This is a genomic window from Paraburkholderia caballeronis, from assembly GCF_900104845.1.
Taxonomy (GTDB): domain Bacteria; phylum Pseudomonadota; class Gammaproteobacteria; order Burkholderiales; family Burkholderiaceae; genus Paraburkholderia; species Paraburkholderia caballeronis.
This window is the reverse complement of sequence record NZ_FNSR01000001.1, coordinates 2415042-2437512: the sequence shown is the minus strand read 5'-3', so window position 1 is coordinate 2437512 and position 22471 is coordinate 2415042. Positions and strand designations below refer to the sequence as shown.

The window sequence follows — 22471 nt, the reverse complement described above, 5'->3', positions numbered from 1 at the left end:
GCGCGAGCCGTGTTCCGGCTGTCCGCGCCGTCTCCCTGCAAGGAACAATCATGTCGAACCATCCGAACCCCACGACCGCGGACAGCGCCGCCGGCCGCCACTACAGCGTGATCGTCGCGGGCGGCGGACAGGCCGGGCTGTCGGTCAGCTATTACCTGAAGCAGGCCGGCATCGATCATCTGGTGGTCGAGAAGAACACCGTCACGCACACGTGGCGCGAGCAGCGCTGGGACGCGTTCTGCCTCGTCACGCCGAACTGGCAGTGCGCGCTGCCGGGCTGGCCGTATCGCGGCGACGATCCGCACGGCTTCATGAAGAAGGACGAGATCATCGACTACCTCGACGGCTTCATCGCGATGGTCGACGCGCCGGTGCTCGAACACACGGCGGTCACGCGCGTGAAGCGCGGCGCGGACGGCGTCTACACGGTCGCGACGACGGCCGGCCAGTTCACCGCCGATCACGTGGTGGTCGCGTCCGGCGGTTATCACACGCCGATCGTGCCGCGTCTGGCCGAACGGCTGCCCGCGTCGATCGTGCAGATGCAGTCGTCCGAATACCGCAGCGCCGACACGCTGCCCGAAGGCGCGGTGCTGGTGGTCGGCTCCGGCCAGTCCGGCGCGCAGATCGCGGAGGACCTGCATCTCGCGGGCCGCAAGGTCGTGCTCGCGGTCGGCGAGGCGCCGCGCTGCGCGCGTTTCTATCGCGGCCGCGACGTGGTGGACTGGCTCGCGGACATGGGCTACTACGACATGCCGGTCGAGCAGCATCCGCTGCGCGAAGGCGTGCGCGACAACACCAACCATTACGTAACGGGCCGCGACGGCGGCCGCGACATCGACCTGCGCCGCTTCGCGGCCGAGGGCATGGAACTGTACGGCCGGCTCGACGACCTGCGCGACGGCGCGCTGCAATTCGCGCCGAACCTGATCGACAACCTGAAGGCCGCCGACGACACGTACAACCGGATCAACGCGGGCATCGACGCGTACATCGAGAAAAACGGCCTCTCCGCGCCGCCGCCGTCGCGTTACGAGCCGGTGTGGCAGCCGGCCGGCGAACGCACGACGCTCGACGTCGCGGCGAGCGGCATCGGCTCGGTGATCTGGTGCATCGGCTTCCGGCCGGACTTCAGCTGGATCGACGCGCCGGTGTTCAACGGCCGCGGTTACCCGGAGCACGCGCGCGGCGTGACGCCGGTCGAAGGGCTGTACTTCATCGGCCTGCCGTGGCTGCATACGTGGGGCTCGGGCCGCTTCTCGGGCATCGCGCGCGACGCGGACTACGTGGTCGCGCGGATTCGCAACGCGTTGCAGGCGCGCGTCGCCGCGACCGAAACCGCGGGCGTCTGAGCGGATGGCACAGCACTCGCGCGACCGCTATCGGGCCGGGATGCCGCAACTCGCGCGCAACGGGCTGTCCGAGAACTGGCTGCTGAAGGAATGCGGCGACCGGCACTGGAACGCGCTCGCGGCCGCGACCGGGCGCGCGGTGCCGGACTTCGTCGACGACGACGGCGAGCGCGCGTATGCGGCGTTCACGGCGGTCAGCGTGCGCGACGCGCGGCTCGACCGGATCGGCGAGAACGACCTGTTCGAGATCGACACGTCGCTCGTGCGCAGCGGCGCCGCGCGGCATTTCAGCGAGCACTGGCTGCTCGCCGGCGGCGCGCTGCATGCGCGCGTGTCGATGTGCTCCGCGTTCGTGCGGCGGCGCGAGGCGGGCAACAACCAGTCGGTCGTGCGCGCGCGGTTCGCGGCGCTCGACGCGCCGGTCGCGGCGACGCCGGACGACGCGCTCGCGCTGGCGCGGTTCGGCAAGCTGTTGCGCGCAGGGCAGTGGAGCGACGAACTCGGCGTCGCGCGGCCGCTGCCGCTCGATGGCGGCGACGACGCGGCGGTTCGCTTCGAGCCGTGTCCGAACAGCGACTTCAACGGCGCGGACTTCCTTTATTTCGCGAGTTTCCAGGCGTTCGTCGATCGCGCGGAATGGGCGGCGCGGCGCGTGGCCGAAGCGCCGGCTCTTGCGCGGCGCGACCTGTTTTATCACGGCAACCTGAACGTCGGCGACACGCTCGCGGTGCGCACGGTCGCGCAGCGGGCGGACGGCGGCGAACTCGCGCACTGGTGCGAGATCCTGCGCGGCAGCGACCGCGAGAAGATCGCGGACGTCGTCACGGTGAAACGGTGGGAGCGCCCATGAAGAGACACGATGTTCACGACGATGCGCATCGGCCGCTCGATCGCGCGGTGCCGCTGAAAGCGCTTTACACGTCGGACGATCTGGACGGTATCGCGCATCTGGGCGGCGCGCCCGGCGCCGCGCCGTTCGTGCGCGGCCCGTATCCGTCGATGTACACCGGGCGGCCGTGGACGATCCGCCAGTACGCGGGTTATGCGGACGCGGCCGACTCGAACCTCGCGTTTCGCACCGCGCTCGACGGCGGCGCGCAGGGGCTGTCGGTCGCGTTCGATCTGCCGACGCATCGCGGCTACGACTCCGATCATCCGGCTGCGCGCGCGGACGTCGGGATGGCCGGCGTCGCGATCGACAGCGTCGACGACATGGCGCGCCTGTTCGACGGGATCGCGCTCGACCGCGTATCGGTGTCGATGACGATGAGCGGCGCGGTGCTGCCGGTGCTCGCCGCGTTCATCGTCGCGGCCGGGGAGCGCGGCGTGCCGGCCGCGCAGTTGAGCGGCACGATCCAGAACGACATCCTGAAGGAGTACATGGTCCGCAATACGTGGATCTTCGCGCCGGAACCGTCGCTGCGGATCGCGGCGGACGTAGTCGAGCATCTCGCGGCGCACGTGCCGCGCTTCAACGCGATGTCGATCTCCGGCTACCACCTTCAGGAAGCGGGCGCGGACGCGGTGCTCGAACTCGCGCTGACGCTCGCGAACGCGCGCACCTATGTCGAGACGCTGCTCGCGCGCGGGATGAGCGCGGACGACTGCTGCTCGCGACTGAGCTTCTTCTTCGGCGTCGGGCGCGACTTCTTCGGCGAGATCGCGAAGCTGCGCGCGGCGCGGCTGCTGTGGTCGGAGATCGCGCACCGGCTCGGCGCGCGTTCGCGCAAGGCGCTGGCGTTGCGGATGCACTGCCAGACGTCGGGCCTCACGCTCGCCGCGCAGCAGCCGGAGAACAACATCGTGCGCACGACGATCGAGGCGATGGCCGCGGTGTTCGGCGGCACGCAGTCGCTGCATACGAACGCGTACGACGAGGCGCTCGCGCTGCCCGGCCGCGACGCGGCGCGGCTCGCGCGCGACACGCAACTGATCCTTCAACACGAAACGGGCGTGTGCGACACGGTCGATCCGTGGGCCGGCTCGTACATGATGGAGTCGCTGACCGCCGACGTCGCCGCGCGCGTGCGGGCGACGCTCGCGAAGATCGACGCGGCCGGCGGCGTGCTCGCCGCGCTGCGCAGCGGCGACGTGCATCGCTGGATCCACGAATCGGCGGTCGCCGCGCAGGCGCGCATCGACGACGGCTCGCACGTGATCGTCGGCGTGAACCGCTTTCAGGCGGCGGACGACGACGAACGCGTCGCGTGCCGCGAGATCGACGGACGCCGCGTGCGCGCGCTGCAACTGCGGCGCATCGAGGAACTGAAGGCCACGCGCGACGAGACCCGCGTGCGGCGCGCGCTGGCCGCGCTGACCGAAGGCGCGCGCGGCGACGCGAACCTGCTCGCGCTGACGATCGACTGCGTGCGGGCGCGCGCGACGCTCGGCGAATGCACGCAGGCGCTCGAAGCGGCGTGGCCGCGCGACGACGCGCACGCGCGCAGCGTCGCGCGATTCAGCGACGGCGTGTACGGACGCGAGCGTTCGCAGGATGGCGCGTGGCGTACTGCATGTGAACGCGTCGCGGCGCTCGGCGCGCGGCTCGGCCGCAAGCCGCGCGTGCTGCTCGCGAAACTCGGGCAGGACGGCCACGACCGCGGCGCGAAGACCGTCGCGGCCGCGCTCGCGGATGCGGGGTTCGACGTCGCGCTCGGGCCGCTGTTCTCGACGCCGGACGACGCGGTGCGGCTCGCGCGCGAGTGGCGGGCGGACGTGCTCGGCGTGTCGTCGCTGGCCGGCGCGCATCTCGAACTGGTGCGCGCGGTGCTCGCGCGGCTCGCTGCGTCAGGCGACAGGCCGGCGGTGATCGTCGGCGGCATCGTGCCGGACGCGCATGCGCGGCTGTTGAAGGACGAGGGCGTGTGCGACGTGTTCGGGCCGGGCTCGCCGGTCGATGCGATCGCGGTGCGGATCGTCGATGCGATCGACGCGACCGACGCGACCGACGCGCGGCTGGCTTGCGCGGGCGACGAACGCGCATCGGCGTGGGACGGCGGCGTGGGGGCGTGGTAGCGCGAGGGCGCGCGAGGTAACGCGGGATGACCCGCCGCCCGTACCGTTCGCTATCGAACAGACGGGTGGGGGCGCGCTTCCGATACTACGGCCACGATGGCGATGCGGCGCGTTCCGGCAGCGGAGCGCGCCTTGCGACGTCGCCGGCCGCAGTCGTCCCGCCCACGTTTATCGAGGTCCTCATGGCGCTTCCAGGTCGAAAAGTCACGCTGGCCGAACGCATCGAGGAGGTCGGCGGCGCGTCGAGCGGCTTCGACTACATGCGGATCGGCCTCGCGATCGCCATCCTGTGCTGGCACACGATCTACACGCTGCACGGCGAAGCGGCCGAGCGCACCTACTGGGCCGAATGGCGCGCGGTGCTCGGCGGCCTGCTGCCGATGTTCTTCATCCTGAGCGGCTTTCTCGTCGCCGGCAGTCTCGTGCGCGCGGGCAGCATCGGCAAGTTCCTGTCGTTGCGCGCGCTGCGGCTTTATCCGGCGCTCGCGGTCGAAGTGCTGCTGTCCGCGCTGATACTTGGGCCGCTGCTGACGAAGGCGCCGCTGTCCGACTACTTTTCGAGCGCGCAGTTCTGGGCGTATTTCCACAACATCGTCGGCTACATCACCTATCCGCTGCCGGGGCTCTTCACGACGAACCCGGTGCCGAACGTGACGAACGTGTCGCTGTGGACGATCCCGTTCGAACTGGAGTGCTACATCCTGCTGACGGTGGTCGTGCTGTTCGGGCTGCATTCGCGGCGCGCGCTGCTGCTGGCCGGACTGATTGCGCTCGTCGCGTACAAGACCTGGGTGCTCGCGCGGCTGCCAGACGTGTGGCAGTCGGCGGCGCCGCAGGGGCGGCTGCTGGTCGCGAGTTTCGTGGCCGGCGTGCTCGCGTTCCTGTATCGCGACCGGATTCCGTGGCGCTTCGGCCTGTTCGCCGTCGCGCTGGTGCTGCAACTGGTGTTCACGCGCGACGCCGCGACCGCGTATCTCGCGGTGATCCCGACGGCCTACGTGACCGTGTATCTCGGGCTGCTGAATCCGCGCAAGTACACGTTCCTGATGCGCGGCGACTATTCGTACGGGCTTTATCTGTTCGCGTTCCCGATCCAGCAGACGTATGCGCAGCTGTTCGCGCAGCATCGCGTAGGGTGGATGTCGATCGCGTTCTCGCTTTGTCTCGGGCTCGCGTATGCGGCGTTCTCGTGGCACTGCATCGAGAAGCCGGTGCTGAGGCGCAAGAAGGAGATCATCGCGAAAGTGTCGTATGCGTTCGGGCCGGTTTGGCGGATGGTGTCGCTGAAGTATCGGCGCGGGCAGACGGGGGCGGGGCTGGTGGCTTCGTCGGCGGACGACTGAGGCCGGTCGATTGCGGTCTGCGTTTTCCCGCTGCCGGCGGTATCGCGCCGGTCAGAACCCGACCTCCCGTTGCAGTACCGCCGCGACGAAGCGGAGGCCTTCCCCGACGAAACTCTGCCGGCCCGCGCCCAGCTGCACGGTGCCGTTGACTTCGCGCCCGATGCCGGCCTCGCCGTCACAACCGCCGAACCGCACCTGCCACGTCGCCTGTAGCGGCACCAGCTGACGGGTCTTCGCGTTCGGTTCCGCGGGAATCGGGCCGCCATACGTGCTGGCGACGGACGGCGCGTCGAGCGTCGCGACGTTGACCTTGTCGATCGCATCGATGCGGCAGTCGCGCGCCGCGAGTTCCGGCAGGCTCGCGACGAAGACGGCGGATTGCCCGGCCTTCAGGCGCGCGACGTCGTCCTCGCCCACGTACGCGTCGCCCTTCACGCCGCCGGGTGCGATCAGGTCGTACACGCGTTCGCCGCGCGGCAGCCACGTGCCGGGCGCCGGCGGGTCGTCGCCGGTCTGCACGGTGCCGTCGAACGGCGCGCGGATCGTCAGTTGCGCGATTTCGGCCTGGATGCCGGCCACGGTCTGTCGCGTCGCGTCCCAGCGCCGCGCGAGCGCGGTGCCTTGCTGTTGCAGGCGCTCGTCGAACGATTGCTGGTCGACTTCCCAGTGCAGCAGCGCCTCGCTGGCGGTCGCGGCGGCGAGCCGGGCTTCGAGGTCCGGCGACGCCAGCACCGCGAGCGTGTCGCCTGCGCGAACCCGCTGGCCGTCGCGCGCGGGCGGCGGCTGGTCGGCGAGATAACCGGCCGCGACCGTATAGAGACCCTGCGCGCGCTGCGGCGCGAGGACCGCCGGCGCGCTGACGCCCGCGTGCCACGGCACGACGAAGAACGCGACAGCCGCCGCGCCGAGCAGCGCGCTGCGCCGCGTCTCGCGACACCAGCGCAGTTCGTCGCGGCGCTGCCAGGTCGCCTGCGTCTCGCGCCAGATCGGACGCACGATGAACCAGCCGAACTCGACGCAGAACAGCAGCATGCCGAGCAGCTTGAAAAATGCATGGTAGACGACCAGCGCGATCGACAGGAACACGACAAGCCGGTACAGCCACGTCGCGAACGAGAACGCGATCAGGAAGCGGCGCCGCGACGCGCTGCACGGTTCGGGCTGCGGATCGCCGAAGCCGAACAGCCATTCGCGCAGCCACCAGCGGCCCAGCGCGAAGGCGCGGTCGTGCAGGTTCGGCATGTCGAGCCAGTCGGACAGCAGGAAATAGCCGTCGAAGCGCATGAACGGGCTCGCATTGATCGCGAGGGTGGCGATCCAGGTGGTCGTCGCGAGCAGGAACGCGCCCCCGCGCAGCGGGCCGTCGGGCAGCAGGCTCCATGCGAGCGTCGCGAACGCGGCGAGCGCGATCTCGCTCAGCATGCCGGCCGCGCCGATCCACAGGCGGTCCTTGCGCGCCGCCACCTTCCACGCTTCCGTCGTGTCCGTGTAGAGCACCGGCAGCATCACCAGCAGCGCGACGCCCATCGTCGGCACGCGGCAGCCGTGCCGCTGCGCCGTGAACGCATGCCCGAACTCGTGCAGCACCTTCGCGAAACCGAGCGCGATGCCGACGCCGATCAGGCCGCGCCAGTCGGCATAACCGTGGAAGGTATGCACGAATTCGTCCCAGCGGCGCGACACGAGGACGAGGCCGGTCATCGCGACGGCCGCGACGATCAGCCATGACGCGGGCCGGTACGCGAACGCGACGTGGCGCGCGGCGGCCCGCAGGAACGGCATCGGATGCCACAGCGGGACCCGGATCATCAGGTAGTGCTTGAGCAGCCACATCGCGCGGCTCGTCCGCTGCGCGGCCTTGTGATGTTCGAGCCGCGCGGTGTCGGCCGCGGTCGCGGCGACCAGCAGGCTCTGCTGGCGCAGCATGCGCACCAGCGCGTCGAGGTCGTCGGGCGTGACGGTCAGCGTCGTTTCGCGATTGACGGCCTCGACGATCGCGAGCGGATCGTCGAGTGGCCAGCGCGACAGCAGTTCGAACGCGGGCCAGCCGAGCTGGAAGAACCGGTTCGCGGCGGGATCGTGCAGCATCCAGGTCGGCGCGCCGTCGGGCGTCGCCGCGCCGGGCGTGAGCGTCAGTTCCTGGCGAAGTTGCGGAAGTCGGGCCATGGGGCGACGCGGCGCGTTACCAGCCCAGCCATTGACGCGCGAGCGTCAGCGGGCGGCGCAGCACGTAATAGATCGCCGGCACCCAGGGGCCGCGGATGCGCGCGGTGCCCATCGCGCCGAGCGGCGCGTGCGTGTCGCCGGCGGCGAAGGTCGCGCGGACCCGGTACGCGAGCACGCCGTCCGGCGTCGGCTCCGCGCGCCACGCGATCGAATCGATCCGCGCGTCGTAGCTCGACAGCGGCGAGCTTTTCGGATACAGCGTGAGCGACGTGCCGGGCTTCACGTCGATGTTGTCGGCCACCGGCAGCCACGCGGTCACCTCGACGCGGGCCGGATCGGCGAGCACGAGGATCTTTTCTCCGACCGCCACCGCCTTGCCGGTCCATTCGTTGGGATCGCTGAACACTGCGACGCCGGAACGCGTGGCGTTCACGTTCACGCGCGCAAGCTGCCGCGCGGTGTAGTCGAGTTCCACCCGGCTCTGGTCGAGCTTGCCGCGGCGCTCGGCCATGTCGAGCCGCGTGCGGTCGTCGGTGACGGCGAGCTGTTCGGTCTGCCGGTATTCCTCCTGCGCGGTGTCGAAGTCCTTGCGGGCGACCGCGTAACGCGACTGCAGCGTCGTCGCGTCGAGGCCGAGCAGCGGCGTGCCGCGCTGCACGGGCTGGTTCGGCTTCACGTACAGGCGATCGATCACGCCGTCGAGCGGCGAGCGGACCACGAACGGGTCTTTCGGCGTGACTTCCGCCGGCGCCAGCACCGTCAGTCGCATCGGGATCACGCACAGGATCGCGAGCCCGATCAGCACGCGGCGCTGCTGGCGGCCGGGGCGCAGCGCGGCGCGCGCGCGTTCGAGCCACGACGCGCGCGGCGAGAACGCCTCGAACGCATGCGCCCACACCTGACCCAGTTCGGTCAGCAATGCCGTGTCGGTTGCGGACCACGCGTCGTCGCGCGCGAACACCACGCCGCCGGCCGGATGGCCGCCGCGGTCGGTGAGCGGCAGCCACGCGCCGTGCGCGGGCCACCACGCGCTCCACTCGGCGGCGACGTGCGGCGCGTCGGCCTGCAGATCGGCGGCCGTGAAGGTTCGCACCTGCGGCCGCGCCGGCAGCACCGGCGCGCCCTGTCCCTCGACGTGCGCGGCGGCCGGCGCGGGCGGCGCGGGCCGCAGGCCGCGCGCGAGCGTCCTGCACAGCGCGCCGAGCCACTGCACGTACGGCGCATTCGGGTCGCTTTGCGGCAGGCCGGACACGGCGGCGACGTGACCGGGCGCGTCGCCGCGCCACCACGCCGCCTGCCGGTACGGAACGAGCGCCAGCGTCTCGTTGACGATCGTGAAGCCGAGCGTCGCCTCGCTGGCCGCCGCGCGTGCGCGGGCCGACAGTTGCCACAACAGCGCAAGCTGCTGGCCGTCGATGCGAGCCTGCTGCGCCGTCCCTTCCGGCGTGCGCGTTTCCGTCATGGCGTCACCGCGCGAAGGTCGCCCAGCCGCTCATGCCCGGCAGCAGTTCCGGCGCGCTGCCGGTCAGCGACGCCGTCACGTCGACGGTCTGCGTCACCGGATCGACGCGCGCGCCGATCCGCGCCACCTTCGCCGGATAGGTCCTGCCGACCTCGTCCACCTGCACGTTCAGCGCGTGACCGGGCTTCAGCCATGCGAGCCACTTCGACGGGACGATCATCTTCAGTTCGAGATGGCTCGTGTCGATGATGGTCAGCAGCGGCTTGCCGGGCTCGGCGAACTGCTGCGGCGACGCGCTGCGTTTCGACACCCGGCCGTCGAACGGCGCGGCGATCGCGCATTTGCGCACGGTGGCCTGCATGTACGCGACGTCGGCGGCGCTGGCCTTCTGCTTCGCCTGCGCCTGCTGCACCTCCAGTTCGCCGATCGAGTGCAGCGCCTGCAGCTTGCGGTTCACGTCGAGCAGGTCGCGCGCGCCGTCGGCGTCGGCCTGGGCCTTGTGCAACTGCGCGTTGAACAGCGAGCAGTCGAGCGTGACGAGCGTTTGTCCCGCGCGGAACGCGTCGCCGTCGCGGAACGGCAGCGACGCGATCTTCGCGGAAATCTCGCTCGACACGTCGACCTGGTCGCGCGAGACGAGCTGGATCCGGATCCGCGGATCGCCGCTGTCCGGGATGGCCGGAGCCGGCGATGCGGCGGGTGCGGACGGGGCGGGCGGCGGTGCGGGTTGTGCCGCGGGTTGTGCCGCGACGGCGGACCGCGCCGCGACGAGCAGCGCGATCGCGGCCGCCGCGCGGTATTTCGCGAACCGCCTCATTTCTGCGTGGCTCCCGCCGGGAGCGCCGCGGCCGCCGCGATCGTCGGACCCGGCTGCGCGACGGCGGCCGTCGCGCCATGCCGCGCCAGCTCGTCCCAGCGTTTCTGCTCGTCGCCGATCGACTGCATCAGCGACGCGATATCGCGCCCGTTCAACTGGTCCGGCACCGGATCGAGGCCGAGCGTCGCGAGCATCTGGCCGTACGCGCTTTCGAGTTCGCCGTAGCTTTGATAAAGGCGCAGTTCCGACATCATCGCGGCGGTCGCGACGCGGATCTCGTCGAGTTTGCCCTGTGCATTCGCGACCGTCGCATTGTGCGTGTGTTCGAGGATCTGCTGATCGACGTCGTTCAGTTGCCGGAGCAGATCGAACTGGCGCGTCTTCGCGCTGAGTTCGCTGCGCGCGACGTGAACCTGCGTGAGCACCGCCATGCTGAGCGCCATCCGCTGCACCTTCGCGACGTCGAGCTGCGCCTGGGCGGTGCCGCGGATGTTGCGGGCGTTCAGCAGATTGAGCAGGTTCCAGCTCACGCTGATGCCGGCGGAGCGCCACGCGTTGTAGACGAGGAAGCTGTTGCTGTCGTAATGCGCGCCGAGGCTGAACTCGATGCCCGGCAGCAGCTTCGCCATGGCCTTGTGCGTTTCGTTGACGCTGATCCGCTCGTTGTAGCTTGCCTCGACCAGTTCGGGACGGCGTTGCAGCGCCATGTCTTCCATCTGCGGCATCGGCATGTCGAAGGCCGGCACCGGGAACGCGTCGGCCGCCGCGAGCGTGAAGTTCGTGCCGGGTTCGAGATTCATCAGCGACGCGAGGCGCGGTTTCGCTTCTTCGAGCTGGTCGCGCACGGCTTCGAGCTGACGCATCAGGTCGAGCAGCGTGCGCTGATAGGTCAGCGTGTCGACCGGCGAGCGCAGCCCTTGCTGCTGCGCGTTGCGCGAATCGTCGAGCGCGCTGCGCGCGTCGTCGAGCAGCGGCCCGATCCGGTCGCGCAGGCGTTGCGCGCCGATCGCTTCCCAGTACGCCTCGCGCACCTGCTGCATCATCAACTGCACGACCTTGCGGCGACGCTGTTCGAGCACCAGCACGTGGTCCGCCTGTTCCTTCGCCTCGTAGTAGCTGACGCCGAAGTCGAGCAGGTTCCACGACAGGTTCAGGTCCGCGGTGCGGCTGTTCTGGTCGGTCGAGTACGACGGGATCAGCGATTCCTCGCGGGTGAACAGACCTTCCGACGCCGATGCGAGCGGGTGATTGCGGTTCGTGTAGCCGGCCTCCGCGGTCAGCTTCGGCAGCAGATCGAAATTCGACAGATCGAGCTGACGCTGCGCGAGCGCTTCTTCCATCATCTTCAGGCGATGGTCGAGGTTGTAGCGGATCGCGCGCGCCATGGCTTCGTCGAGCGTGATCGGTCCGGATACCGGCTGCTGGTCCGCGAACATGGCCGTGCGATCGGCGCGGGCCGTTTCGGCGCGCTCCGCGTCGGAGAACGGGGCGGGCTTGACGGCGCAGCCGGACAGCCACACGACCGCGACCGCGACCGCAAGCAGTGCGGGGCGCGGTGCGCGTCCCCCGAGCGACAAGGTTTTCACTTCGACTGGTCTCTTATGAAAAATGGCAGGCTGGGTAAGGAAAGCGAGGGTCACGAATGGTGCTCCACGGCGGCGTGCTGCCCGTCGGGCGCCGCCGCCTCCTGGCGGGCGACGTGCAGTGCGGCGTGCGCGTTCGCGAACTGCGCGGCGAGCGAAGCCTTGGCGGGCGGCAGCGCGGCATGCGGCCGGGCGGCCGGTTTTGCCGCGTCGCGCGCGGGCGCGGCCGTCGCGGGGGCGCCCGGTGCATCGAAGCGGACGACGACGTCGCGGCGCGTCACGTTGCCGGCCGCATCGCGCACCAGCAGCGTGATGCGCACCGAGTGCAGGCCGTTCGGCGGCGTGCCGGTCAGCACGCCGCGCACCGGGTCGTAGTGGAGCCACGACGGCAGCGGCGCGCCGTCGGACAGCGTGACGGCGATGTCCGCTCCGCCTTGCGCGGCGTCGTGCGCCGCCGGCGCCTGCAGCAGCGGGACGACGTTCAGCGCGAATCCGCTGCCGGCCTGGGGCAGCGGATGAACGTCGGCCGCCGGCAGCGTGCGTGCGGCGGGGACCGCGACGTCGACGCCGCGTGGCACGATCGAGTCGAGCTGGGCGACATGCGTGCCGCCCAGGGTATCCGCGCGCGCGCCCTGCGCCGCGAACGTGAAGGTCGTCCGGGGCGCAATCGGGCTGATCTGCTGCGGCATATCGAATGCGTTCAGCACGATCAGCGGGTTCGAGACGTTGTCGCTGCTGCCGTTGGCGCTGGTCACGATCAGCGGATTGCCGCGGCCCAGGGGCAGTACGGGCGGCGGTGCGACGACGGCGGGCTCGCGCAGACGGTCGGGCTGCGACGGCGGCAGGATCGGCGTGCCGACCGGCTGCGGCACGCCGGTGATCTCCAGCGTTCGCGTGGCCGGTGCGCTCGATGCGGTGCCGTCGCCGAACGCGAAGACGAGCGTGCGGGTGCTGTCCGCATGTTCGACCTGCGTGTCGCGATAGCTGACCGCCGCCAGCGCGGCCTGCCATTGCGCGAGCGTCGCGGTCGCGCCGTTCGACGTGAGCGTGAGCACGCCACGCGCGGCGTCGTAGCTCGCGGTGATGTTGCCGGTCGCGCCGCCGGGCGCGAACGCGAGCACGTCGTGCTGCGGATCGAACGTGCCGCCGAACGACACGGTCGCGGAGGTCGGCGCAGTTGCGTTGAGGTCGGTCAGCGTGATGCCGGCGCCCACCGCGACCGTCGCGGACGCGTCGCCGCTGGCGGTGTACGGCACGGTGGTGTCGCCGGTGTCGATCGAGAGCGTCTGGTGGGTCGCGGTGACCGTGACGTTGCGCGACAGCGGGGCGGCCGACTTCGTGCCGTCGTTGACGGAAAAGCCGATCGTGCGCGTGGCCGTGGCGGGGATGACCGCCGTGTCGACGTAGGTGACCGAGCGCAGCGCGGCTTGCCACTGCGCGAGCGTGGCGCTCGCGCCGGCCGAGGTCAGCGTCAGCGTGCCGGTCGATGCGTCGTAGCGGGCGGCGATGTTGCCCATCGTCGCGCCGTCGTTGGTGAACGCGAGCACGTCCTCGCCGGCATGGAAGCCGCTGCCGATCTGCACGGTGGCCGACGCGAGCGTCGGGTTGTCGAGGTCGGACAACGTGAGGCCGTTATCGATGGCGACCGGCGTCGACGGCGCGTTGTCGCCTGACACGAACGAGGCCGAACCGATGCTGCCGGTCGAGATGACCGGAGTCTGGTCGGTATCGGTCACCGTCACGGCGCGGGTGAGCGTCGTGCTGTTCCTGACTCCGTCGTTGACAGTGAAGCCGATCGTGCGCGTAGCCGTATCCGGCGAGATTGCCGTGTCGGTATAGGTCACGGAGCGCAGCGCGGCCTGCCATTGCGCGAGCGTGGCGCTCGCGCCGGCCGAGGTCAGCGTCAGTCTGCCGGTCGATGGGTCGTAGCTGGCGGTGATGTTGCCCATCGTCGCGCCGTCGTTGGTGAACGCGAGCACGTCCTCGCCGGCATGAAAACCCTCGCCGATCTGCACGGTGGCCGAGGCCAGCGTGGTGTTGTCGATGTCCGACAGCGTGAGGCCGTTATCGACGGCGACGGGAATCGATGGTGCGTTGTCGCCGGACACGAACGAAGCCGACCCGCTGCTGGACGAACCTGCGATCGGCGTCTGGTCGGTGTCGGCCACGGTGACGGTGCGCGTGAGCGCCGCGCTCGTCTGCGTGCCGTCGTTGACCGTGAAGCTGAGCGTGCGGGCGGCCGTATCCGGCGTAATCGCCGTGTCGGTGTAGGTCACCGAACGCAGCGCGGCCTGCCATTGCGCGAGCGTGGCGCTCGCGCCGGCCGAGGTCAGCGTCATCGTGCCGGTCGATGCGTCGTAGCTGGCGGTGATGTTGCCCATCGTCGCGCCGTCGTTGGTGAACGCGAGCACGTCCTCGCCGGCATGGAAGCCGCTGCCGATCTGCACAGTGGCCGACGCGAGCGTCGGGTTGTCGAGGTCGGACAACGTGAGGCCGTTATCGATGGCGACCGGCGTCGACGGTGCGTTGTCGCCTGATACGAACGAGGCCGAACCGATGCTGCCGGTCGAGATGACCGGCGTCTGGTCGGTATCGGTCACCGTCACGGCGCGGGTGAGTGTCGTGCTGTTCCTGACTCCGTCGTTGACGGAGAAGCCGATCGTGCGCGTAGCCGTATCCGGCGAGATTGCCGTGTCGGTATAGGTCACGGAGCGCAGCGCGGCCTGCCACTGGGCAAGCGTGGCGCTTGCGCCGGCCGAGGTCAGCGTCAGTCTGCCGGTCGATGGGTCGTAAGTGGCGGTGATGTTGCCCATCGTCGCGCCGTCGTTGGTGAACGACAGCACGTCCTCGCCAGCATGAAAACCCGCGCCGATCTGCACGGTGGCCGACGCGAGCGTCGTGTTGTCGAGGTCCGACAGCGTGATGCCGTTATCGACGGCGACCGGCGTCGAGGGGCTGTTGTCGCCAGCGACGAACGGGGCCGAACCGCTGTTGCTGGTCGAGATCACCGGCGTCTGGTCGGTATCGGTCACCGTCACGGTGCGTGCGAGCGTCGTGCTGCTCTTGATTCCGTCGTTGACGGTGAAGCCGATCGTGCGCGTAGCCGTATCCGGCGAGATTGCCGTGTCGGTATAGGTCACGGAGCGCAGCGCGGCCTGCCATTGCGCGAGCGTGGCGCTCGCGCCGGCCGAGGTCAGCGTCATCGTGCCGGTCGATGCGTCGTAGCTGGCGGTGATGTTGCCCATCGTCGCGCCGTCGTTGGTGAACGACAGCACGTCCTCGCCGGCATGAAAACCCGCGCCGATCTGCACGGTGGCCGATGCGAGCGTCGGGTTGTCGAGGTCGGACAACGTGAGGCCGTTATCGATGGTAACCGGCGTCGACGGTGCGTTGTCGCCTGACACGAACGAAGCCGACCCGCTGCTGGACGAACCTGCGATCGGCGTCTGGTCGGTGTCGGCCACGGTGACGGTGCGCGTGAGCGCGGCGCTCGACTTCGTGCCGTCGTTGACCGTGAAGCTGAGCGTGCGGGCAGCCGTATCCGGCGTAATCGCCGTGTCGGTGTAGGTCACCGAACGCAGCGCCGTCTGCCATTGCGCGAGCGTGGCGCTCGCGCCGGCCGAGGTCAGCGTCAGCGTGCCGGTCGATGCGTCGTAGCTGGCGGCGATGTTGCCCATCGTCGCGCCGTCGTTCGTGAACGCGAGCAGGTCCTCGCCGGCGTGGAAGCCGCTGCCGATCTGCACGGTGGCCGACGCGAGCGTCGTGTTGTCGGCGTCCGACAGCGTGAGGCCGGCATCGACCGCCACCGGCGTGGAGGCGACATCGTCGCCGGCCACAAACGCGGCCGAACCGGTGCTGCCGCCGGAGATCACCGGCGTCTGGTCGGTGGCCGTGACGGTCACGGCGCGCGAGAGCGGGGCGCTTGTCTTCACGCCGTCGTTGACGCTGAATCCGATGGCGCGGGTGGCCGTATCGGGCGTGACAGCCGTGTCGGTATAGGTGACCGAGCGCAACGCGGCCTGCCATTGCGCGAGCGTGGCGCTCGCGTCGAGCGAGGAGAGCGTGAGCGTACCCGTCGCGGCATCGTAGCTGGCCGTGATGTTGCCCATCGACAGGCCATCGTTGGCGAAGCCGAGCGCGTCCTCGCCCGCGTGGAAACCCGCGCCGATCTGCACGGTGGCCGAGGCGAGCGTGGTGTTGTCGAGATCGCTGACGACGATGCCGGTATCGACCGTGACGGGGCTCGACGGCCCGTTGTCCGCCGACACGAACGAGGTCGCGCCGCTGCTCGTGGAGCCCACGATCGGCGTCTGGTCGGTGTCGGCCACGGTGACGTCGCGCGTGAGCGCGGCGCTCGTCTGCGTGCCGTCGCTGACGGCGAAGCTGATCGAGCGGGTAGCCGTGTCCGGCGTGATCGCCGTGTCGGTGTAGGTGACCGAGCGCAGCGCGGCCTGCCACTGCGCAAGCGTGGCGGTGCCGCTCGCCGACGTCAGCGTCAGCGTGCCGTCGGCGGCGTCGTAGCTGGCCGTGATGTTGCCCATCGTGCCGTCGTTGATGAAGCCGAGCACATCCTCGCCTGCGTGGAAACCGCTGCCGATCTGCACGGTGGCCGAGGCCAGCGTGGTGTTGTCGCGGTCCGACAAGATGATGCCGTTATCGACGGCAACCGGCGTCGAAACCGCATTGTCGCCGGCGGCGAATGAGGCGCTGCCGGTGCTGCCGGTTGAAATGACCGGCGTCTGGTCGGCGTCGGTCACGGTGACGGTGCGCGTGAGCGCGGTGCTGTCCTTCGTGCCGTCGTTGACCGTGAAGCTGAGCGTGCGGGTGGCCGTGTCGGGCGTGACGGCGGTGTCGGTATAGGTGACCGAGCGCAGCGCGGCCTGCCATTGCGCGAGCGTGGCCGAGCCGTCGATCGACGTGAGCGTGAGCACGCCGGTCAACGGATTGTAGTTGCCGGCGATGTTGCCCATCGACTGGCCGTCGTTGACGAACTGGAGCAGGTCCTCGCCGATGTGCGGGTTGTCCGTGATCGCGACCACCGCGCTGTCCACCACGTTACCGAGCGGATCCGCGACCGTCAGGCCGGGGTCGACCGCCACCGGCGTCGAAACCGCATTGTCGCCGGCCACGAAGCTCGCGCTGCCGCTGCTTGAGGTGGCGAGGGCCGGCGCGGAACTGATCACGTCGACGGTATAGCCGAGCGGCGCGCTGGTTTTCACGCCGTCGCTGATGGACACGCTGAGCGTGCGCGCGCCGAGCGGGGCGTTGGGGGCGGTCGAGAACTGGATGTTGTCGAGCACCGTCTGCCATTGCGCGAGGGTGCCGCCGGTCGAGTTGATCGTCAGCGTGCCGCTGGTGCCGTCGTAGGTGACGTTCATGCCGTTGGTCAGCGTCGACGTCGGCAGGCTGAGGCCGAGCGCGTCGCCGCTCTGCAGCCCCGAGGTGATCTGCACCGTGATCGACATCGAGACCAGCGTCGAGCCGCTCGCGTTCAGATCCGTCAGCGTGATGCCGCTGTCGATCGAGGTGGCGGCCTGGCCGGACAGATGGCTGACGCTGCTGGCCGAGCTGCCGAGCACCGGGGTCTGGTGGGTCGCTTCTACCACGATGACCTTGCTTGAGCCGGTGCTGGACCTGGTGCCGTCGTTGGCGCTGAAGCTGATGGTGCGGTTCGCGGTCTGCGGGACGGCGGCCGTGTCGGTGTAGGTGACCGAGCGCAGCGCGGCCTGCCACTGAGCGTTGGTCGACGCGCCGGCCGAGGTCAGCGTAAGGGTGCCGGCGTCGAAATTCGCCTGGATGTCGCCGAACGAGCCGCTGCCGAGCGCGAGCACGTCTTCGCCGTTCTGGTAGTTGCCGGTGATCGCCACGGTGGCCGATGTCATGGTCAGCGTGTCGGAGTCGGTCAGCGTCACGCCGGCATCGACCACGATCGGCGTGGAGGGGGCATTGTCGGCCGACCTGAAGTTGACGGTGCCGCCGGTGTCGGTGACGATCGGCGACTGGTCGGTCAGCGTCACGTTGATGATGCGCTGCCAGGCGGCGCTGGTCTTGGCGCCGTCGCTGATGGTGAAGCCGACGGCACGCTGCGTGGTGCTCGGCGTGGCCGCGGTGTCGGTGAAGCGGATCGAGCGCAGCGCCGCCTGCCACTGCGGGAGGGTGGCCGTGCCGCTTTGCGAGATCAGCGTCAGCACGCCGTTCGTGTAGGAACCGACGATGTCGCCCATTGTCGAGCCGTTGTTGGCGAACAGCAGGACGTCGCCGTTGCTGTCGTAGTTGCCGATCGTGATGATGGCCGACGTGAAGGTGTTGCCGTCGCGGTCCGCCAGCACGATGCCGGAATCGACCGCGATCGGCGTGGAGGGGGCGTTGTCGCCCTGCGTGAAGGCGGCGCTGCCGGCCGTGCCGCCGATCACCGGCGTCTGGTCGGTGTCGGTCACCGTCAGGGTCGAAGTGACCCCCGTGCTGGATTCGATGCCGTCGCTGACCACGAAGCTCACGGTGCGCGCGCTGTTGCCCGGCGTGATCGCAGTGGACGTGTAGCTGACGGCCCGCAGCGCGTTCTGCCACTGCACGAGCGTGGCCTGGCTGCCCGACGAGGTCAGCGTCAGCACGCCGTTCGTGTAGACGGCCGAGATGTTGCCGTACAGCGCGGTGCTGTTGTTGTTGAAGCCGAGGACGTCGGTCGCCTCGTAATGGCTCGTGATGGTGATCACGGCCTGCTGCAGCGGGCCGCCGTCGCGGTCGGTGACGGTGATGGCGTTGTTGACCGTGACCGGCGTCGAGGCGACGTTGTCGCCGGCGAAGAACGCGACGGTATTGCCGCCGGCGCCGAGCACCGGGGTCTGGTCGGTGGCCGTCACGGTCACGGTGCGCGTGGCCACCGGGCTGGTCAGCGTGCCGTCGTTGATCTGGTAGCTGACGGTGCGGGTCAGGGCGGACGGCACCACCAGGTCGTTCGTGAACTGGATCGAGGCGAGCGCGGTCCGCCACTGCAGCAGCGACGCGCCGCCGGCCGCGGTCAGCGTCAGGATGCCCGTGCCGCTGTCGTAGACGCCGCTGATGTTGCCCATCGTCGACGGATTGCCGATGAACACCAGTTCGTCATGATTGACCTGGAAGTTGCCGACGATCGAGATGGTCGCGCTGACCAGCGTCGAGCTGTTGCCGTCGGTGAGCAGGATGCCCGGATCGACCGCGACCGGCGTCGAGGTGGCGTTGTTGCCGCTCGCGAACTGCGCCGAGCCGGTGTCGGTGCTGATCGTCGGGCCGAGCGTGACCACCACGCTGTGGTGCAGCGGCGCGCTGGTATCGGTGCCGTCGCTGACCGCGAACGCGATGTCGCGCGTGCCGCTCGACGTGCCCGAAGCGCTCGAGAACGTGACGGCCTCGAACGCGTTCTGCCATTGCGCGACGGTGGCGTTGTTGGTTACCGACGTCAGCGTGAGCTTGTGCGAGGTCGGGTCGTAGAAGCCGATGATGTCGCCGTACAGCGTCGAGTTCGAATTGTTGAACGCGAGCGTGTCGCCGGCCGTGTAGCCGCTACCGATCGTGACGGTGCCCGAGACCAGCTTCGGCGTGTCCGCGTCGCTGACGTGCAGGCTGGTGTCGATCCTGACCGCGGCCGTGCCGGCGACGTAGCCGGTGCTGGCCGCGCCGCCGTCGGTCACGATCGGCGTCTGGTCGGTGGCGGTGACGGTGATGGCGCGGGTGGCCACGTTGCTCGACTCGACGCCGTCGTTGAACGAGAACGACACCGTGCGCGTGGCGGTCGACAGGCTCGGCGAGGTCTGCGTGCTGAAGAACGTGATCGACCGCAGCGCGGCCTGCCAGTCGGCGATGCTCGGCGAGCCGCTGCCGGTCAGCAGCAGGATGCCGGTGGTGGAGTCGTAGCTGCCGGAGATGCCGCTCTGCGGCACGAACGACAGCTGGTCGCCGCTCTGCACGTTGGTGATGCGCACCGTGGCGGAGCTCGCCGAGGGCGAGCCGGGATCGGTGAGCGTGATGCCCGGATCGACCGCCATCGCGGTGCCGCCCGTGCCGTTGTTGCTCGACACCCAGGACGTACTGCCGCTGCTGGTGGCGACGGCCGGGCCGTTGTCGGTATACGTCAGATTGTCGAGCGAGGGCTTGAAACTGCCGGTGTCGTTCTGGTCGATCAGCGAGAACGAGACGATGTTGTTGAACGCGGTGCCAAGCTGGTTCTGGTTCGATACGTTGCCGGTGAAGCTGCCCGCCGTGGCGATCTGGATCAGCGCGCTTTCCGAGCCGTCGGCGTAGCTGGCCTGGATGTACAGGTTGCCGTTGAACGAGCTGAGATCGAAGCTCTGCAGGCTGAACAGGTGGCCGTTGGCGAGCGAGATCGTGACGTTGTGCATCGGCGATGCGCCGTCGGCGTTGATCTCCAGCACGCCGTCGGTGGACGAATCCGTGATGCCGGTCGGCCCGTTCGGCGAATTCCAATCGTTGTACGCGAAGGAGTTCCCGAGCTGGTCGAACGTGTAGACGAGGCCGTCGAGCGCAAACTGCGACTGGCCGACGGCCTGGAAGTTGTCGTTGGCCGCGGCGTCGTAGGTTTCCGTCGTCACGTCGAGCAGTTCGTTGAACTGCGCCTCGGCGCTGGCCGATTCGTTCAGCGCGGTGTGGACGTTGCCGACCTGGTATTCGAGCGTCCAGTTGCCGCCGAGCGCGGCCGCGCCGGTCGCGTCCGTCGAGGCGGCCACGTTCAGGTGCGTGATGCCGGCGATCTTCTGCACCAGCGCCTGGCCGTCGGCCTGCTGGGCCACGTCGCAGCCGTAGATCAGGAAGTCGCCGCCGGCGTTCATCGCCGCGCCGATCTGCGCGAGCTGCGTGCTGTAGCCGGACAGGTCGCCGTTGGTGAGCCAGGTCGAACCGACCTGGATCGCGCCGTCGCTGCCGTGCGAGACCAGGCTGATCGATTCGACGCCGTGGTGGGCCTGCAGGTATTGCGCGATCTGCGCGAGGCCGTCGGTGTTCGCGTCGAGCACCACGTACTGCGTGCCGGCTGGCAGGCCCGCGATCAGGGTCCGGTAGTTCGCGACGCTCGGGTCGATGAACACGACCTGGGTCTGGGCGCTCGACGTCGGGTGTTGCGTATCCTGCGGGTTCGTCGGGGCGCGGCCGTCGTCGGCTTTCGCGTGGCGGCCGGACCCCGCGGTCTCGCTCGCTGTCTGCGATGCGCGGCCGGCGGACGAGGCCGGCGAGGCGCTGGCCGTGGCGGTATCGGTATGGGTTTCCGTCGCGCGATGGAGGTCCGCGGGAGCGTGTTCGTGCGGGTGCGGTTGCGCGGCGACCGCGGCCACCGACGCGTCGTAGACGACGCGCGGTTCCAGCGCGAGCAGCAGCGGGGCGGCCGCGACGCGCGGGCGCGGGCGGTCGGCGGCCGCTCGGCGGGTATCTTTCTGGCGTGCGAACCACTGCTTGACGATCTTCATCTCGATACTCTCCAGGCGGCGTTCGGCCCGATGCCGCGCTCGCGTTCCCGGGCAACGTCGGCTGCCCGCGCTGTGATTGACGCTGGGTCGGCGATCAGCAGCCGGCTTGCATGATCGCGGAAGCGATGTTGACGGAGGGGGGCGAAGCGGAACGGGTGCGCGTTGCAGCGAGCGGCGATGTCCGGCCGGGCCATTCCATTAGCCGGTCGTGAGCGGGTAGAACTGGCACGTCATTTCCCCAGGCGTTGGTCCGTACGCCCGCCCGTCCGCGAATTCGTTGCCTCGACGGGCGATCATTTGGTGATCTTGCGTGGAGCCGGGTAGTTTTCCCCTTCACCCGGCCCGAATGTCTGTCTGTCGAATTTTTTCTACACGGGATCGAGCCCCGTGTCAGTTCTGCTTAAAATCTGGACTTGCGTTCCCGCTATCGCGCGGTTCTCGCCATGTTTACGTCATCGGTGCATTTTTTCTGAAGCGAAAAATGCGGGCACTGAATAAAGGACGGCATGCTTTACATGACCGTGACCGATATCGCCGGATCGCCGCGCATCGTGGCGTAAACGACGCTCATCTCCGTCCGGACAGTTCGCCAAGCCCCGCCGATCCGTCGAATCGAGCCGGCCGGCAGTCGCCGCGGCCTGCGCAGGCCGCGGCGTCAATTTGGCATCCCTATGAATGTTTGCCGCGCCTATCCGGGTTTATACCGATCAGAAAGGCGAAGCAAACGATCAACTGGCGGGAAATGGACAGGCGGGATGCTAGCGAAATGTTAAATGCGCGGCAACAAAATTTTATTCCGGGAACTCAGGTAATTTCCCGCATACGTTTGCGCGGGCATTCGTGTGGCAGCCGGGCGTCTTTTTTTTTAAAAATCGGCATGCCTGTATCACGATCGTTCGGACGGAATAATGCCGCCTACGCGTGCGTCGTCTGCGACGAATAAAGCAGGCACACGCCGAGCACGAGCAGCGCGGCCCCGGACGCCGCCTTCAGCGGCGGCAGCCCGCCGCCCCACGCGTTGAACACGAACAGTTCGATCACGGTGATCGCGACCATCAGCGGATACGCGATGTGCAGCTCGACGCGCCGCAGCGCGAGCGCGTACATCAGAAAGCCGATGCCGTACGCGCCGAGCGCGCTGATCCGCAGCAGCATCGGCCGGTCGATCGCGAACGACGACGCGAGCGCGGCCGCGCCTTCGCCGCTGCTCGCGTTCTTCAGCAGGATGCTCGCGATCGCGCTGCACGTGCCGCTCAACAACAGGAACAGGATCGATATCAT

General features: G+C 69.3%; 10 protein-coding genes. 4 read left to right on the top strand and 6 right to left on the bottom strand.

The window, feature by feature from the left end; translation table 11 throughout:
- The first annotated feature begins 50 nt into the window (after positions 1-50).
- The 4 genes from BLV92_RS10840 (at position 51) to BLV92_RS10825 (ending at position 5710) form a co-directional block, all read left to right on the top strand.
- Positions 51-1352 (top strand): MSMEG_0569 family flavin-dependent oxidoreductase, encoded by a 1302-nt coding sequence (locus tag BLV92_RS10840; protein ID WP_090544740.1) that lies wholly within the window; start codon positions 51-53, stop codon positions 1350-1352.
- Positions 1353-1356: 4 nt separating this feature from the next.
- Positions 1357-2202: a Pnap_2097 family protein gene (locus BLV92_RS10835; RefSeq protein ID WP_090544738.1), complete on the top strand. Its 846-nt coding sequence runs from the start codon at positions 1357-1359 to the stop codon at positions 2200-2202.
- Complete coding sequence (scpA, locus tag BLV92_RS10830) at positions 2199-4367, top strand: methylmalonyl-CoA mutase (RefSeq protein ID WP_090544736.1); 2169 nt, start codon at positions 2199-2201, stop codon at positions 4365-4367. The genes BLV92_RS10835 and scpA overlap by 4 nt, the downstream gene beginning before the upstream one ends.
- 182 nt (positions 4368-4549) lie before the next feature.
- Positions 4550-5710 carry an acyltransferase family protein gene (locus tag BLV92_RS10825; protein ID WP_167627015.1) on the top strand — a complete coding sequence of 387 codons (1161 nt, stop codon included), beginning with the start codon at positions 4550-4552 and terminating at the stop codon, positions 5708-5710.
- A gap of 51 nt (positions 5711-5761) precedes the next feature.
- Here BLV92_RS10825 and BLV92_RS10820 read toward each other — a convergent pair whose 3' ends face one another.
- The 6 genes from BLV92_RS10820 to BLV92_RS10795 form a co-directional block, all read right to left on the bottom strand.
- A complete protein-coding gene (locus BLV92_RS10820) occupies positions 5762-7876 on the bottom strand; it encodes a site-2 protease family protein (protein WP_090544732.1) in 2115 nt (704 codons plus the stop codon).
- Between the two features lie 16 nt (positions 7877-7892).
- Positions 7893-9338: an efflux RND transporter periplasmic adaptor subunit gene (locus BLV92_RS10815; protein WP_090544730.1), complete on the bottom strand. Its 1446-nt coding sequence runs from the start codon at positions 9336-9338 to the stop codon at positions 7893-7895.
- Positions 9339-9342: 4 nt separating this feature from the next.
- Positions 9343-10155 carry an efflux RND transporter periplasmic adaptor subunit gene (locus tag BLV92_RS10810; RefSeq protein ID WP_090544728.1) on the bottom strand — a complete coding sequence of 271 codons (813 nt, stop codon included), beginning with the start codon at positions 10153-10155 and terminating at the stop codon, positions 9343-9345.
- Positions 10152-11591 carry a TolC family protein gene (locus BLV92_RS10805; RefSeq protein WP_309147435.1) on the bottom strand — a complete coding sequence of 480 codons (1440 nt, stop codon included), beginning with the start codon at positions 11589-11591 and terminating at the stop codon, positions 10152-10154. The genes BLV92_RS10810 and BLV92_RS10805 overlap by 4 nt, the downstream gene beginning before the upstream one ends.
- A gap of 200 nt (positions 11592-11791) precedes the next feature.
- Complete coding sequence (locus BLV92_RS10800; RefSeq protein WP_090544724.1) at positions 11792-21190, bottom strand: DUF4347 domain-containing protein; 9399 nt, start codon at positions 21188-21190, stop codon at positions 11792-11794.
- Between the two features lie 915 nt (positions 21191-22105).
- Entirely contained in the window at positions 22106-22471 is a 366-nt protein-coding gene (locus BLV92_RS10795; RefSeq protein ID WP_090544723.1) for a hypothetical protein, read from the bottom strand.